The 13,290-nt window shown below is 52.7% G+C and carries 13 protein-coding genes; 6 read left to right on the top strand and 7 right to left on the bottom strand.

The window, feature by feature from the left end; translation table 11 throughout:
* The 5 genes from EHT25_RS16105 to EHT25_RS16085 all read right to left on the bottom strand — a co-directional run bounded on the left by EHT25_RS16105 (nucleotide 1) and on the right by EHT25_RS16085 (nucleotide 5,182).
* Entirely contained in the window at nucleotides 1-894 is an 894-nt protein-coding gene (locus tag EHT25_RS16105) for a class I SAM-dependent methyltransferase (RefSeq protein ID WP_124876178.1), read from the bottom strand.
* Between the two features lie 44 nt (nucleotides 895-938).
* The gene (locus EHT25_RS16100; RefSeq protein ID WP_124876177.1) at nucleotides 939-2,039 is read right to left on the bottom strand and encodes a glycosyltransferase; all 1,101 of its coding nucleotides are present in this window, start codon (nucleotides 2,037-2,039) and stop codon (nucleotides 939-941) included.
* Nucleotides 2,036-2,767, bottom strand: coding sequence for a class I SAM-dependent methyltransferase (locus EHT25_RS16095; RefSeq protein ID WP_124876176.1), 732 nt, complete (start codon nucleotides 2,765-2,767; stop codon nucleotides 2,036-2,038). Before EHT25_RS16095 ends, EHT25_RS16100 begins: the two co-directional genes overlap by 4 nt.
* Nucleotides 2,768-2,831: 64 nt before the next feature.
* A complete protein-coding gene (wecB, locus tag EHT25_RS16090; protein WP_124876175.1) occupies nucleotides 2,832-3,932 on the bottom strand; it encodes a non-hydrolyzing UDP-N-acetylglucosamine 2-epimerase in 1,101 nt (366 codons plus the stop codon).
* A gap of 8 nt (nucleotides 3,933-3,940) precedes the next feature.
* Nucleotides 3,941-5,182 carry a glycosyltransferase family 4 protein gene (locus EHT25_RS16085; protein ID WP_124876174.1) on the bottom strand — a complete coding sequence of 414 codons (1,242 nt, stop codon included), beginning with the start codon at nucleotides 5,180-5,182 and terminating at the stop codon, nucleotides 3,941-3,943.
* 137 nt (nucleotides 5,183-5,319) lie between these two features.
* Between EHT25_RS16085 and EHT25_RS16080 the strand changes: the two genes are divergently transcribed.
* Both EHT25_RS16080 and EHT25_RS16075 read left to right on the top strand, forming a co-directional pair.
* Nucleotides 5,320-6,117, top strand: coding sequence for a class I SAM-dependent methyltransferase (locus EHT25_RS16080; RefSeq protein ID WP_221622290.1), 798 nt, complete (start codon nucleotides 5,320-5,322; stop codon nucleotides 6,115-6,117).
* Nucleotides 6,114-7,382: a glycosyltransferase family 4 protein gene (locus EHT25_RS16075; RefSeq protein ID WP_124876173.1), complete on the top strand. Its 1,269-nt coding sequence runs from the start codon at nucleotides 6,114-6,116 to the stop codon at nucleotides 7,380-7,382. The genes EHT25_RS16080 and EHT25_RS16075 overlap by 4 nt, the downstream gene beginning before the upstream one ends.
* A 78-nt stretch (nucleotides 7,383-7,460) precedes the next feature.
* Here the strand turns inward: EHT25_RS16075 and EHT25_RS16070 are convergent, their stop codons facing one another.
* Nucleotides 7,461-8,198 carry a class I SAM-dependent methyltransferase gene (locus tag EHT25_RS16070; RefSeq protein WP_124876172.1) on the bottom strand — a complete coding sequence of 246 codons (738 nt, stop codon included), beginning with the start codon at nucleotides 8,196-8,198 and terminating at the stop codon, nucleotides 7,461-7,463.
* Between the two features lie 59 nt (nucleotides 8,199-8,257).
* On the opposite strand from EHT25_RS16070, the gene EHT25_RS16065 reads away from it, so the two are divergent.
* The 3 genes from EHT25_RS16065 (at nucleotide 8,258) to pfkA (ending at nucleotide 10,985) form a co-directional block, all read left to right on the top strand.
* On the top strand, nucleotides 8,258-9,007 hold the full coding sequence (locus EHT25_RS16065) for a glycosyltransferase family 2 protein (RefSeq protein WP_124876171.1): 750 nt from the start codon (nucleotides 8,258-8,260) through the stop codon (nucleotides 9,005-9,007).
* 130 nt (nucleotides 9,008-9,137) lie between these two features.
* Complete coding sequence (locus EHT25_RS16060; protein WP_124876170.1) at nucleotides 9,138-9,803, top strand: phosphatase PAP2 family protein; 666 nt, start codon at nucleotides 9,138-9,140, stop codon at nucleotides 9,801-9,803.
* Nucleotides 9,804-10,010: 207 nt separating this feature from the next.
* On the top strand, nucleotides 10,011-10,985 hold the full coding sequence (gene pfkA, locus EHT25_RS16055; RefSeq protein WP_124876169.1) for a 6-phosphofructokinase: 975 nt from the start codon (nucleotides 10,011-10,013) through the stop codon (nucleotides 10,983-10,985).
* A 2-nt stretch (nucleotides 10,986-10,987) separates the two neighbouring features.
* Here the strand turns inward: pfkA and EHT25_RS16050 are convergent, their stop codons facing one another.
* Nucleotides 10,988-11,758: a YdcF family protein gene (locus EHT25_RS16050; protein WP_124876168.1), complete on the bottom strand. Its 771-nt coding sequence runs from the start codon at nucleotides 11,756-11,758 to the stop codon at nucleotides 10,988-10,990.
* Between the two features lie 81 nt (nucleotides 11,759-11,839).
* Between EHT25_RS16050 and EHT25_RS16045 the strand changes: the two genes are divergently transcribed.
* Nucleotides 11,840-13,276: a TlpA family protein disulfide reductase gene (locus EHT25_RS16045; protein WP_124876167.1), complete on the top strand. Its 1,437-nt coding sequence runs from the start codon at nucleotides 11,840-11,842 to the stop codon at nucleotides 13,274-13,276.
* Nucleotides 13,277-13,290: the final 14 nt, after the last annotated feature.

Below are 13,290 nucleotides of genomic sequence, written 5' to 3'. Positions count from 1 at the left end.
TTATTTCCGGTAAATGGCGACAACCGTGGCCCCGTCGATGGGTAGCGGCAGACGCTTGGCAATAAACCGGGTGGTTTTGTATAAAAGTGATGTGACCGAATTTTGACCCAGTTTTTGTTCCAGCCACAACCGGTAAGCCGCGCTGCGGTGCAACACCGAAGCGGTTTCCACCCGAATGTCGGGCTTTTGCAAACCCACGAACGACCCGGCGTATTGCAGCGAAACCGGCTCCCAGAGCAGCGTGTGATGCGGGGGCAAATTTAAGGTGTGATACGGATCTTCGCGAAAATAATACGACGCATTGTTGGGAACGCCAACCGCCAGCAAACCGCCCGGTTTGACGCACTGAGCCGCCTGCCGGAAGAAATCACCCACCTGATTGACGTGCTCAAACACCTGAAACGCACAGACGACATCGTACTGACCGGCGTGCTGCTCCGCGTGAATCTTCAAATCCTGATTGATAATCTCAACGCCCATCTTTTTGCCGAATGCAATGGCATCGTCGTTCAGTTCGAGGCCCAGGCCGGTAGCTCCTTTTTCGGGGAGTTTTTTCAGGAAATAACCATTACCGCTGCCAATTTCGAGCACCCGATCCCCCGGTTTGATGCGTTGAAACACCTGCTCGTGCTCCCACTTCCAGGGACTGTAATAACCGGTGTAGTGTTTGGCCAAATCGGCGTAAAAATCGGCATCGCCCGCCAGCGAAAACGGGTAATAGAATTTCAGTTTCGACTGGTTGCAGCGGTAAATCATCACCTCGTCCAGACCGGCAAAATACCGGCTGACGTCCATCCCAAACTGATCTCGATACCGTTGTTCGATTGTGCGGGCGTTCAGGCTCCGAACGGGCGATACATCCGGCGAATTGGTCAGGGGTGATAATACGGCCATAATTTATAAGTAAGTTTAGCCAACTAACGGACTAAAGTCCGTTGCTACGTTTCTAAAATGCGGTTTAACGCCTGAATACGGGCACTCATTTCGTATTCATCGATCATTTTCTGGCGGGCATTCCGGCCCATTTCACCGGCCCGTTCCGGCTCATCCAGCAATTGTACCATGTACGCGGCCATACCCTGAACATCGCCTTCCTCGACCAGAAAACCGGTTTTTCCGTGATCGACGGCTTCTTTGATCCCGGCGTGGCGCGTACTGACAATTGGCAAACCGGCCGCCGACGCTTCCAGTACGGTATTGGGCGTTCCTTCCGAATCGCCATTCGTCGGATTGACCATCGAATGCTGCGCAAAAAGCCGGGCTTTCCGGTGCCATTCGGCAATTTCGACGGCCGGTTTTACGCCCAGTAACTGAACGGCGTATTTCAGTTGCAACTCATTCACCAACGCTTTGCAGGTCTCAAACAGTTCGCCGTTGCCAATCATCACCAGCCGCGCATCGGGATGACGATCCAGCACTTTATCAAACGCCCGGATAGTGAGCTGGGGCGCTTTTTTTGCCGTAAACCGACCAACCGCCACGATGACTTTTTCCGCTTTTTCGGGCTCAGCCCCGGAAAACAGACCGGTTTCGACGCCGTACGGATTCCGGTGTACTTTCGCCGGATCGGCACCCAGCCGGACGAGTTGTTCGGCCATATCATTGGAAACCGCCACAATCGCTTTGGCCTGGGCAAAAAGCTGCCGGTATTGCGCGCCATATTGCTGAATCGTCGCTTTCTCGACCGCATCAAACCCGTGAAAATGAACCACCAGCGGCACATTGGCTTTCCGGCAGGCCGCCATCACGGCGCAGCCCGTCGGGCCATATTCCGCCAGCAGCACATCCGGGCGGTTTTCCTGCAAAAACCGGGTCAGGAAATGGGTGTAAAACGCCGGATACAGACTCGGCAAACCCCGCTTTATTCCCACCCGAATCGGCTCGGCCAGCGGCATTCGAATGATCGAATGGCCGTCTTCCGTGCGGTACGGTCGCCAGCCGCCCGAGAGCGCTAACGCGGGCTTCAGGTAGGTAAGGTGGTTGTGAATAAACGTTTCCGAATACCGGTTTTTGTTCGGATAGGCAATGCAGAGTTTCATAGTTTTCGCCCGACCACCAAAAACGTACAGGCGTCTTTATCCTTCGTTTGCTGGGAAGTTGTTTTGTCAAAAAGGCTGATCGCTGCCTGCATCACGAGCGCAAATGGCGGCCACAACCACCGCGGAATTTTGAACAGAAAACCGTCCTGAAATAGTTGCAACCCCATCGCTGACCGTCCAATAATCCCGCGAAACGAGACAATTTCGAAGCCGTTGCGGGCTACAATTTTCTGCAAGCCGGCCGATGTCCAGCGCCAGTAATCGGTCGGGTCCGGGTGGTACATCCAGTAGCCGTGGGTGGTCAGCAGTAGCAAACCGCCCGGTTTCAAAATGCGGCACGCTTCTTTTAGATAGCCTTCCGGATCTTCGACGTGTTCCAGCACCTGCGTCGACAATACCACATCCACCTGATCATCAGGCATATCGATGCGGCTGTCGGAGCCAATATAAACGTCGGCATGCGGATTCCAGTCGAGGTCGATGCCGATGTACTGCACCTGATTGGCCGGGAAAAGCGATACGTACGGTTTGGTGCCACAGCCATAATCGGCCAGTTTGATCGGGGCGCTTTTCGTCAGCGGGTCGATAAACGTGGTTTTGGCATACTGCACCAGTTCCCGCAGTTTGATCAGGTAATACCGGCGGGGATTGGTCAGGGGCGGTTTTAGCCGGTAATGTTCCGACGGATTGTCGGGCATCGCTTCGGCACGTACGTTTGAATCGGTCATTTTTGGTCAATGAATTGGTTTACACAGCGTTTCTGAAAAATCATCAGCACGGTGCGTCCCTTTTTCATCCATAAATCGTATGAATAATTTCGGCAATTCGCCCGGCGGCCTGCCCATCCCACAGGGGCGGAATCACGCCTTTTTTCACTTTTCCGTCCAAAATTTCAACGACTTTCTGATGCACGGTTTCGGGATCCAGATCGGCCAGCAACTGGTTCGTTCCCAGTTCGACGGTAACGGGCCGCTCAGTGCTGTCGCGGAAGGTGAGGCACGGCACCTGAAGGTACGTCGTTTCTTCCTGAATGCCGCCCGAATCGGTAACGATAATGGCCGCATGTTCCATCAGATTCAGGAACTCCAGGTAGCCCTGCGGTTCCATCAACTGGAGGTTGGGAATGGCGTTCAGTCGCTCGGTCAGGCCGAAATTGCTGAGGTTATGCAGCGTTCGCGGGTGAATCGGGAACAACACTTTTTTGTAGCGGGCGGTGTCTTCCACGACCTGCAAAATACTGCGCAAACCGGTTTCGGCATCCACATTGGCCGGGCGGTGCATCGTCATCAGCACGTAGCTGCCCGATTCAAGACCCAGTTTATCAACGGTTTGGGTTTCGGCCGCTTTCCGGCGGTAATGCACCAGCGAATCGATCATGACGTTGCCCACAAAATGGACTTTTTCGTCGGCTACACCCTCGCGTTTCAGGTTATCGATTCCGGCCTGTTCGGTAATAAACAGTTGGTCGGAAATGCTATCGGTCAGAATCCGGTTGATTTCTTCGGGCATCCGGCGGTCTCCGCTCCGCAAACCGGCTTCGACGTGCACGACCGGAATGTGCATTTTAACCGCCACCAGCGCGCAGGCAATGGTCGAGGTTACATCCCCCACCACCAGCACTACATCCGGTTTTTCAGCTTCCATCACTTTCTCGAATTCCAGCATGATGCGGGCGGTTTGCTGGGCGTGCGAGCCACCACCGATGCCCAGAAAATAATCCGGGTTGGGCAATTCAAGCTGGTTAAAAAACACATCGCTCATTTTGGCGTCGTAATGCTGCCCGGTATGAACGATTTTCGACTGAAACGAAGGATACTGCCGGAAAGCACGGTGCAGCGGAGCCACTTTCATGAAATTAGGCCGGGCACCAACGATATTCAGGATTTTTGTCATTGGTTGTCTTAAACAGCAGGTTTTTCAACTGAATCTTTTTTTGTTCCGACGACATACTCGAACGCCCGAACATATTCTTTTAAGACGGTGTGAATGTTCACTTCGTCACGAATAATTTGCAGGGAATGGTCGCCAAAGGTTTTCACACGCTCCGGATCGGCCAGCAGGAAGTCAATCTTTTCGGTCAGGCTGTTGGCGTTGCCATTTTCAAAATAACCGCCGTTGTAGCCTTCCCGCACCAGCCGTTTTTCGGTTCCGTCGGCCACGGAGCAAATCACCGGTTTGGCAAAGCACATGGCGTCGTTGATCGACAAACCGCCCATACCGCCCAGCACGTAAATCGCCGACGCGTGCAAAAACCGCCCCAGCGAAACCGAGTCGTAAACGCCCCCGACAAACATCACCCGGTTTTCCACGCCCTCGTCAACCGCCCGTTTTTTCCAGTTTTCCTCCTCCGGTCCGTAGCCCACCACCACCAGTTCAATCGACGGATACCGGTTTTGCAGTCGCTTGATGGCTTCGATAATCAGATCGACGCGCTTCCACTTCACCAGCCGCCCAACGTGAATCAGCCGGTACGGATTCGGCGGCAAAACCGGTTCTTCGTGCCGCACCTGCTCAAAAGCCGCCAGCAGTTCGTCGGTATCGGGCGAATTGGCCGTGATGAATATTTTTTCGCGCGGAATGCCGTAACTGCCCGCAATTCGGTACGCATCGTCCACGTAGTAAACGTGCGCGTCGGCCCGGTGCATGTAAATCCGGCGCATCAGCGTCAGTGCCAGCGTGTTCAAATAACCGCTCAGGGTCTTTTTCTGCGTCAGGCTGAAATCTTCGTTCTGGTTGCCTACGCCGTAATAGAACTCCCGGATCTTGCCCCATTCGGGCACATTGAACGGAATATCGCGGTAGATGAGCCGGATTCCCTGCCGCCGGGTCCATTGCCAGAATGAGCGGCTCATCGCAAAATGCAGAATATACGGCCAGCTGACGACCAGCAGGTCGGGCTTTTTTTCCAGCAAAACCGCTTTGATGTCCCTAAAAAAGGGTTTTCCGTACCAGGTCGTGTATTCTTCCAGATCGAGAATCTGAAAGCGGTTATTTCCCGTTTCCTCGTGCACGCCCGACCCGATGCTTTTGCTGCGTTTATTCGGTTTGATGATACTGACTTCAATCGAATAATCGGTTGCTAACTTGTTCAAAACCAAGGTAAAATAATGCGGCAAACCCGCCATCATGAAGCAAACGTGCATCCGAAAATCGGTATAAAGAGGAAACGACGAATCAGGCTATTCAGGTGGCAAAAGTACAACTTTGCGGCCAAATTATTGCATGCCATCCCGCCGACTCCCGAATTCCCGTTTGCCTCCCTTGTGAATCTGCTTCACAAGTGGCTATTTTTGCCAACGGAAAAACCGGCCGCTTTTTTAAATTAGCCCCTACCAACTTGACGCTGACCGACCGCCAATTCTGGCTCAATTACTGGGAATCGAAAGAAGGACTCATTTTTCAGGTACCGGACAAATATCCGTTTTTACCCCTGATCCGGCAGCTGGTGGCGGCTCATCCCGTTCAAACCTCGCTGGAACTGGGCGGTTTTCCGGGCCATTATTCGGTCTGGATGAAAAAACGGCTGAACATCACTGCCACCTTGCTCGACTACGTCGTTCACCCTAAGATTCTGCACGAGCTGGAAAAAGCGAACGACTTGCCCGAAGGTTCGGTTGGGGTCATCGAAACGGATCTGTTTCAGTATACACCCCAACGCGGTTTTGATCTGGTGATGTCGAACGGATTGATCGAACACTTCGACGACACGAAGGCTATTCTCGAGAAACACGTCGAATCGCTGAATCCCGGCGGTTTGCTGCTGGTTACCCTGCCCAATTTCCGGGGACTGAACGGCTGGTTTCAGAAAACCTTCGACCCGGAGAATTACGCCAAACACAACATTCGTTCGATGGACCTGGAGTTGCTCCGAAAAACCGCCGGACAACTTGGTTTACAGAACATTCAGACATATTACGACGGGCGGTTTATGCTCTGGTTCGAACGCGAATCCGAAAAACCGCTGCTGGGGCGACTGCTCAAAAAAATCCTCTGGCTCCCGATCAAAGTGTTTTTCAAACTGGTTCCGCTGGAAACCAAAGCATTTTCGCCCTACATCGTTCTGACGGCCACCAAATGAAGGTTCTCCACCTGAGCACGTATCATCAATCCGGCGGGGCAGCCATCGCGGCCAGTCGGCTCAATCAGGCACTGAACCGGGCGGGGTTGTCGTCGGAAATGCTGGTTTCTGAAACCCGTATGGACGAACCAACCGTCACTTCCCTCGCCCAAACTACCTGGCAGAAACGCTGGGCCACCGCCCGGTTTGCGCTCGACCGCCTGACATTTCTGCCCTTCGAACGCAGCCGCGACGTCCGGTTTGCGTTTTCACCCGCCTTGATCGGCACGGACATCAGCCAGCACCTGCTCGTTCAACAGGCTGACATTCTGCACCTTCACTGGACAACCTTCGGTTTTTTATCGACCCGTTCATTAAGTACCCTATTTGCGCTGCAAAAACCGGTTGTCTGGACGATGCACGACATGTGGTCGTTCACCGGCGGCTGTCACCACAGCGGATCGTGCGAAGGTTATCAACACCAGTGCGGCAACTGCCCGTTCCTGCGCTTACCGGCCCCCGACGATTTATCAAACAGCGGTTGGCTTCGGAAGCAAACCGCGTATCAAAATGCGCGCCTGACGCCGGTGGGCTGTAGTCAATGGTTGGCCAAGCGGGCACGGCAAAGCAGTTTATTTGGCGGTTTATCCGTCCAATCGATTCCGAATCCGCTGGATACAAAGCAGTTTATTCCGTTGCCTAAAGCCGTTGCCCGCTGGGAATTGAAACTACCCGACCGCAAGCGGTTTATTCTTTTTGCGGCTGCCAAAGTTTCGGCACTGGGCAAAGGGTTCTCGTATTTTCAGAAAGCATTACACCAATTACGGCAACAGCTGGCGCAACCCGAAGCAGTGGAATTGCTGATTTTTGGCGGTGGTGATGAAAGCTTGTTGCAGGAATTGCCGTTCACGTATCACTTCTTAGGATCGCTGAAAAATCCCCGGCAGATCATGGCCGCTTACAGTGCCGCCGATCTGTTCGTCATTCCGTCGCTGGAAGAAAACCTGCCGAATACGATCATGGAGTCGATGGCCTGCGGAACGCCGGTGGTTGGTTTTGAGGTGGGCGGTATTCCGGAAATGATTCAGCATCAGCAGAATGGCTACCTGGTTCAATACCGCTCGGTGGATGATCTGGCCCGCGGGATGCAGTGGGTTCTGGAACAACCGGAAGCGGTTTTCAGTCAACTGGCCGCTAACGCCCGCAATTATGTCGTGGCAAATTACGACGAAATCGTGATTGCCCGGCGTTACATCGATTTGTACGGTGTTATTACACAGGGTTAATCAGGGAACATCAGGGTTAATCAGGGAAAACTCTGATCACCTCTGATGTTCCCTGATTAACCCTGTGTAACAGCACCACTAAAAAATAGTGATGTCGCTTTTTTTCCGGCACAACACCGCGTAGGCGCTCGGTTTGATTTTCCGCAAGGCCGGAACTGCTTTCAGAATCTGCGTTTTGAGCCAGATCGCCCAGAATGCCAGCGTGCCTGGCGCCGATCGCCGAATAGCAGCCGTGTCGTAAAAAACGCTGTGTTCGGCCAGGATTTCGAAGCCTTCGGATTTGAGCAGGAACTTGAACAGCGAGGGCGTAAAGATATTGATGTGTCCGTAGGCCAGAAAATGATCGACTTTTTTGTCGACGAAAAAGCTGAAGTCGATGGGAATTTCGAAAAACTGATACTCCGAAACCCGGGCAATTTCGCGCAGCAACAGCCGGGGATGTTCCACGTGTTCGATCACGTGCGAGCAGGTCGCCAGCGGAAATTCCTTCGCGCCGTACGGTATTTTATACCCATCGAACAACTGCACGTTTTGCAACGAAGCCAACTTCCGCTCCCGGATTCGGCTGGCACCGCTTTCCGATATTTCGAGGGAATACATCGCCGGGGAAAACCGCAACTGGTCGAGTTGCTGCAAAACCGCTCCGTCGCCGGAACCCACATCCAGCATCTTCGGAAACCGATACGAGTGACACAGGCGGTGAATGGTTTCGGCCTTCATCCGGGCGCCCATATCCCGCCAACTCCGGTCAGCATCAGCGTATTGCGAGCGGTAAGCATCCTGAAGTGCCGATGAGGTTGTTGAATTCGTTTCCATTCAGCCGTTGGTTAGCACGTAAAAATACCGTTTTTTTGCGAATTGCCCGTTTCCTCACTATGCCATTACTGTCAATTATCACCGTCACCTACAACGCCGAACGCTTTCTGGAGCGCACCATCCAAAGCCTGCTGGCCAACCAGCCGGGCGACGAGGTGGAGTACCTGATCATTGACGGCAATTCCAAAGACCGGACGCTCGACATTGTGCGGAACTATGAAACGCACGTCAGCCACTGGATTTCCGAACCGGATCGCGGGCTGTACGACGCCATGAACAAAGGCCAGCAGCTGGCTACCGGCGATTTTGTCTGGTTTCTGAACGCCGGGGACGAAATGCACGACGCTTCGACTTTATTTAATTTGCTCAATCAGTTACGAAACAACCCCGCCGACGTCTATTATAGTGACGCCCTGTTTGTCGACGATACCGGAAAACCGTTGGGGTTACGCAGCAAAATTACCCCGCATACCTTACCGCACAACCTGAACTGGCGCGATATGGCAATGGGCATGAAGGTTTGCCACCAGGCTTTTATTGCCCGTCGGACGTTATCTCCGCCCTTTCTTGTCGATAACCTCAGCGCAGATGTAGACTGGGAAATCCGGTGTCTGAAAACCGCCAGCAAGATCGTCTGGCTCGATTTTGTGCTGTGCAAGTACCTGGTTGGCGGGTTATCGGTTCAGCAACACCGGAAATCGCTCACGGACCGATTCAAAGTGCTGGCCGATCATTTCGGAACAGCGACGGCGGTTTGGAATCATGTAAAAATTGTCGCGCGCGCGGTGCGGTTTCGGTTTTTCGGTTGATGAATGAGTTAAAGTCGTTAAAACGACTCGAGGGAAGTGGGATTTCGATTTTAACCCACGGCTAAAGCCCTGGGTACAGGGTTTCAAAACCGCCTGATTCCAACGGTTTTAACCGTTTTATTTTTAAATTATGGCACACCACATACGGATCATTCTTTTACTCTGGCTCACCTCCTTTCCGCTTTTTGCGCAAACCGCCGGTGACTCCATTCCGACGGCGCGCCGGTTTCCGCTCAAATCGTTCATCGTTCCGGCCACGTTCATCGGCGGAGGTGCGGCCCTGCTCGGGCATCCCACCCGTGCGCCTTTCGACCAAACCGGTCCCATCAGTTCGGCGGATGAGTACTTGCGGTTCGGCCCCTACGGACTTCGGGTGGCCTTGCAAATTGCGGGCATCAAACCGGCGATTCGACTCGGCGACGAAATTGCCGTGACGGTTTTGTCGAACGTCGTGATGGCCGGAGCAACGGAAAGTCTCAAACGCACCATTCACTCGACGCGCCCCGATGGTTCCGATCGCCGGTCGTTTCCGTCCGGCCATGCAGCGGTGGCTTTTACGGGTGCCGAATTACTGCATCAGGCGTATAAGCATAAAAGTCCCTGGATCAGCGTTGCCGGTTATGCGATGGCCACTGCGACGGCGGTGTTGCGAGTAGCCAACAATCAGCACCATTGGGCCGATGTTTTGGCCGGAGCGGGTATCGGAATCGCTTCGGTAAAGATAACGTATGCGGTTTACCCGGTTATTAAACGTAAGTTGCAATGCCGTCATAGACAACCATTAAATAACACTTAATTATTTAATGGTCAATTATTTATGATAAACTAAATAATGATTAACGATTGATTAACCGGCGGTTTTCTGCTTTACGCCTGTATTAAATTCGTTTTTCATTGAACACATTTGTCGGTTTGTCCAAAAATGAAAATAAATTTGCGGTTCGCGAGCGAAAGGCAGACGAATATTTTTTTGCACACAAGGAATTTAAAATAGACTTTTTATATGAAGCGCTTAGCTGTTTTTACTTCCGGCGGTGATGCACCTGGCATGAATGCCTGTATTCGGGCGGTTGTCAGAGGGGCTGTTTACCACGGCGTCGAAGTTTTCGGCATCCGTCGGGGGTACAACGGAATGATTAACGGCGATATTTTTCCAATGACGTCCCATTCGGTCAGTAATATTGTTCAACGGGGGGGAACTATCCTGAAATCGGCTCGCAGCAAAGAATTCATGACCCCCGAAGGACGGAAGAAAGCGCACGATCAACTGCTCAAACACGGCATTGAAGGCCTGGTTGCCATTGGTGGAAACGGGACTTTTACGGGCGCACTGAAATTTTTTGAAGAATACCAGATTCCTACCGTTGGCGCACCGGGCACGATCGACAACGACCTTTACGGCACGGATTACACCATCGGTTTTGACACGGCTGTGAATACGGCTCTCGAAGCCATCGATAAAATCCGCGATACGGCGGATTCGCACGACCGTATTTTTTTTATTGAAGTAATGGGCCGTGACTCCGGGTATATCGCCATTCAGTCGGGGATTGCGGGCGGGGCCGAAATGGTGATGGTTCCGGAAGTGCTGACGCCGATTTCGGAAGTCGTCGAGACCCTGAAACAAGGCTGGAGCCGTTCTAAATCGTCGTCGATTATCGTCGTTGCGGAAGGTGACGAAGAAGGCAATGCCGCCGAAGTTGCCGAGAAAATCCGCACGCAGGTGGGCGTTGATGTCGACATGCGCGTAACCACGCTGGGGCACATTCAGCGCGGAGGAATTCCAACCGCCTACGACCGGATTCTGGCCAGCCGCCTGGGTTTGGGCGCGCTGGAAGGCTTATTGAACGGGGAGAAAAACGTGATGGCGGGCGTTGTCAACAACGAGCTGCTGTACACGCCGTTTATCGACACCATCAAACTGCCCAAACCGATCAATGAGGATTTGCTGCGGATGGTGCGGATTCTCAGCGTATAGCTCTACAGGTAGCCCACGGCCCAGTAAGCCGAGTAGCCCACAAACTCGTGAAGAAGCCAGTAGAAGTCAAACAGGGCTTTTTCTGAGGGAAGTAAAAGATGAGTGGGAGCAAACTCGCGTGGCCCTCCGACAAAAGCCGCCGGGTATGGAGTGACAGAAATGTTCTGCTTCCGAAAACACCCGACGGCCCGGCGCATGTGCCAGGCGGAGGTAATCAGCACGTATTCGTATCCTTTAAATTGTTTTTGAAGGATCGGTGCCGAAAACAGCGCATTCTCGTGCGTGTTGCGCGACCGGTTTTCCAGTAAAACATCCTGCGCCGGAACCCCGGCGATGAGCAAAAATTGCCGCGTCAATCGCCCTTCTTCGGCCACGTCGCGTTGGATGATTCCGCCGGTCCCCCCGCTGATCAATATTTTCTGAATCTGCCCGGATTTGTACAGCAGCAGGGCCTGCCCCATCCGATCCGCCTGATCGCCCAGATAGAGGTGATTGCGCGGCTCGCCGTCGACCTGCATCATTCCTCCCGTCAGAACCACCCCGATGCGCGGATTTTTACGGGCAGTAAGACGGGCTGGTGAAACTTCCCAGAACAATGCTAACTCGTTTGTAATAAACCCATTACCCGAAATCAACAGCAGAACGACGGCGGAAAGCAGCGCCTGACGTCGACGGGCATGATTTTTGGTTAGTAATGCAACTAATAGCGCGATGGTGAGCAGCCCCAGCGGCATTATCAGAAAGGAAAGCACTTTGGAAAGAAAGTAGAACATCGTGTATGCGAAGGCCAATGCCCCAATCGTTATAACTAGTATCTTTGTGTACCAGACTCTGGTCAATCAACCGCTCTATCCATGAATCGCCGATCCGGTTTTACGGCTTTACTGCTGTTTCTTTCTGCCTCCATCCTGCTCGCGCAATCGCCCGGTGGTCACCTCGTTACGGCCCGCATCAAAGGTCTGGCGGGTAAAACCGCTTACCTCGCCAGTTTCTACGGGCAAACCTCCTTCACCCCCCGCGACACCGCCACCGCCGATGCGGAGGGAAAGCTGGTGTTCGACGGTGCCAAGGAACTGCCCGGTGGTCTGTATATGATCGTGGTGGATTCCAAGCCGGTCTTGCAACTGGTCATTGGCGAACAGCGGTTTTCGATTGAAGCTGATACGGTAAATGTCATCGAATCCATGAAAATTACCGGTTCAAATGAAAATGAGCTTTTTTATGGCTACCAGAAATTCCTGAGCAAAAAGTACGCAGAAATCGGTGCTTTGCAAAAAAAGGGAGCTACAGCCGCCCAGATAGCCGCCGGACAAAAGGAAGTGGAGGAGTATCGCAAAGACTTTATTGCCAAAAATGCCAACACCTTAACGGTGAAGCTGTTCAGGGCCGCCGAGGAACCCGAAATTCCGGAAGCGCCGAAGCTGGCCAATGGACGCCCGGATTCCAATTTTGTTTTTAATTATTACCGAAACCACTTCTTCGACGGCTTTGATTTTTCGGACGGACGACTGGAATACACCCCGTTTCTGCAAAGTAAAATTGACCGCTACATGAAAGAACTGACCGTTCAGACGGTTGATTCGCTCATTCCGGCGGCTGATTACGTTGTCAATAAAGCGAAAGCCAACAAGGATATTCTTCGGTACACCATCTGGTACATTACCAACCAATACGAAGAGCAGAAAAAGGTGTTGAACACCGACGGTTTGTTCATTCACATGGCCGAAAAATACTGGCTGAGCGGTATTATGCCTGTGAGTGACACCTCGACGCTCACCAGCATGCGCGACCGGGTGAAGATTCTAAAACCGCTGCTGGCCGGAAAAACCCTCCCGAACGTCACGCTGAAAGACACCCTGGGACATCTTCAGGCCCTACACAACGTAAAGGCTGAATACACGATTACCTTCTTTTACGATCCGGAATGCGGGCACTGCCGCGAGTCGGCTCCGGCGCTGAAAAAGTTTTACGATAAAAATAAAGCGAAAGGCGTCCAGGTGTACGCTGTAGCGATTAGCAAATCCGAGGCCCTCTGGAAAAAATTTATCCGGGAATTCAAACTTCAAAGCCTGATCAACGTCTACGGCCCCAGTGCGCCGGTCGATTACAAAAATAAGTACGATGTTTATTCGACGCCGACGGTTTACGTGCTCGACAAAGACAAGAAGATCCTGGCCCGCCGATTACCGGTCGAAGATCTGGAAGGGTATTTCAATTTTCTACAGCAGCAGAAAGCAACCAGAAAACCGGCCCCGATGAAGGACGCGAAAGCAAGTGTGAAGGGGAAGTAAAGAAGAAAAGGATG

The sequence above is a fragment of the Larkinella rosea genome (genome assembly GCF_003858635.1).
GTDB classification, from domain to species: Bacteria; Bacteroidota; Bacteroidia; order Cytophagales; family Spirosomataceae; genus Larkinella; species Larkinella rosea.
The sequence above is the reverse complement of the archived record's forward strand: the minus strand, read 5'-3'. Positions and strand labels throughout refer to the sequence as shown.

What these genes read in the sequence shown, in the direction of transcription:
- EHT25_RS16105 (WP_124876178.1), bottom strand. Translation starts at nt 894, where the DNA reads ATGGCCGTATTATCACCCCTGACCAATTCGCCGGATGTATCGCCCGTT.
- EHT25_RS16100 (WP_124876177.1), bottom strand. Translation starts at nt 2,039, where the DNA reads ATGAAACTCTGCATTGCCTATCCGAACAAAAACCGGTATTCGGAAACG.
- EHT25_RS16095 (WP_124876176.1), bottom strand. Translation starts at nt 2,767, where the DNA reads ATGACCGATTCAAACGTACGTGCCGAAGCGATGCCCGACAATCCGTCG.
- wecB (WP_124876175.1), bottom strand. Translation starts at nt 3,932, where the DNA reads ATGACAAAAATCCTGAATATCGTTGGTGCCCGGCCTAATTTCATGAAA.
- EHT25_RS16085 (WP_124876174.1), bottom strand. Translation starts at nt 5,182, where the DNA reads ATGCACGTTTGCTTCATGATGGCGGGTTTGCCGCATTATTTTACCTTG.
- EHT25_RS16075 (WP_124876173.1), top strand. Translation starts at nt 6,114, where the DNA reads ATGAAGGTTCTCCACCTGAGCACGTATCATCAATCCGGCGGGGCAGCC.
- EHT25_RS16070 (WP_124876172.1), bottom strand. Translation starts at nt 8,198, where the DNA reads ATGGAAACGAATTCAACAACCTCATCGGCACTTCAGGATGCTTACCGC.
- EHT25_RS16065 (WP_124876171.1), top strand. Translation starts at nt 8,258, where the DNA reads ATGCCATTACTGTCAATTATCACCGTCACCTACAACGCCGAACGCTTT.
- EHT25_RS16060 (WP_124876170.1), top strand. Translation starts at nt 9,138, where the DNA reads ATGGCACACCACATACGGATCATTCTTTTACTCTGGCTCACCTCCTTT.
- pfkA (WP_124876169.1), top strand. Translation starts at nt 10,011, where the DNA reads ATGAAGCGCTTAGCTGTTTTTACTTCCGGCGGTGATGCACCTGGCATG.
- EHT25_RS16050 (WP_124876168.1), bottom strand. Translation starts at nt 11,758, where the DNA reads ATGTTCTACTTTCTTTCCAAAGTGCTTTCCTTTCTGATAATGCCGCTG.
- EHT25_RS16045 (WP_124876167.1), top strand. Translation starts at nt 11,840, where the DNA reads ATGAATCGCCGATCCGGTTTTACGGCTTTACTGCTGTTTCTTTCTGCC.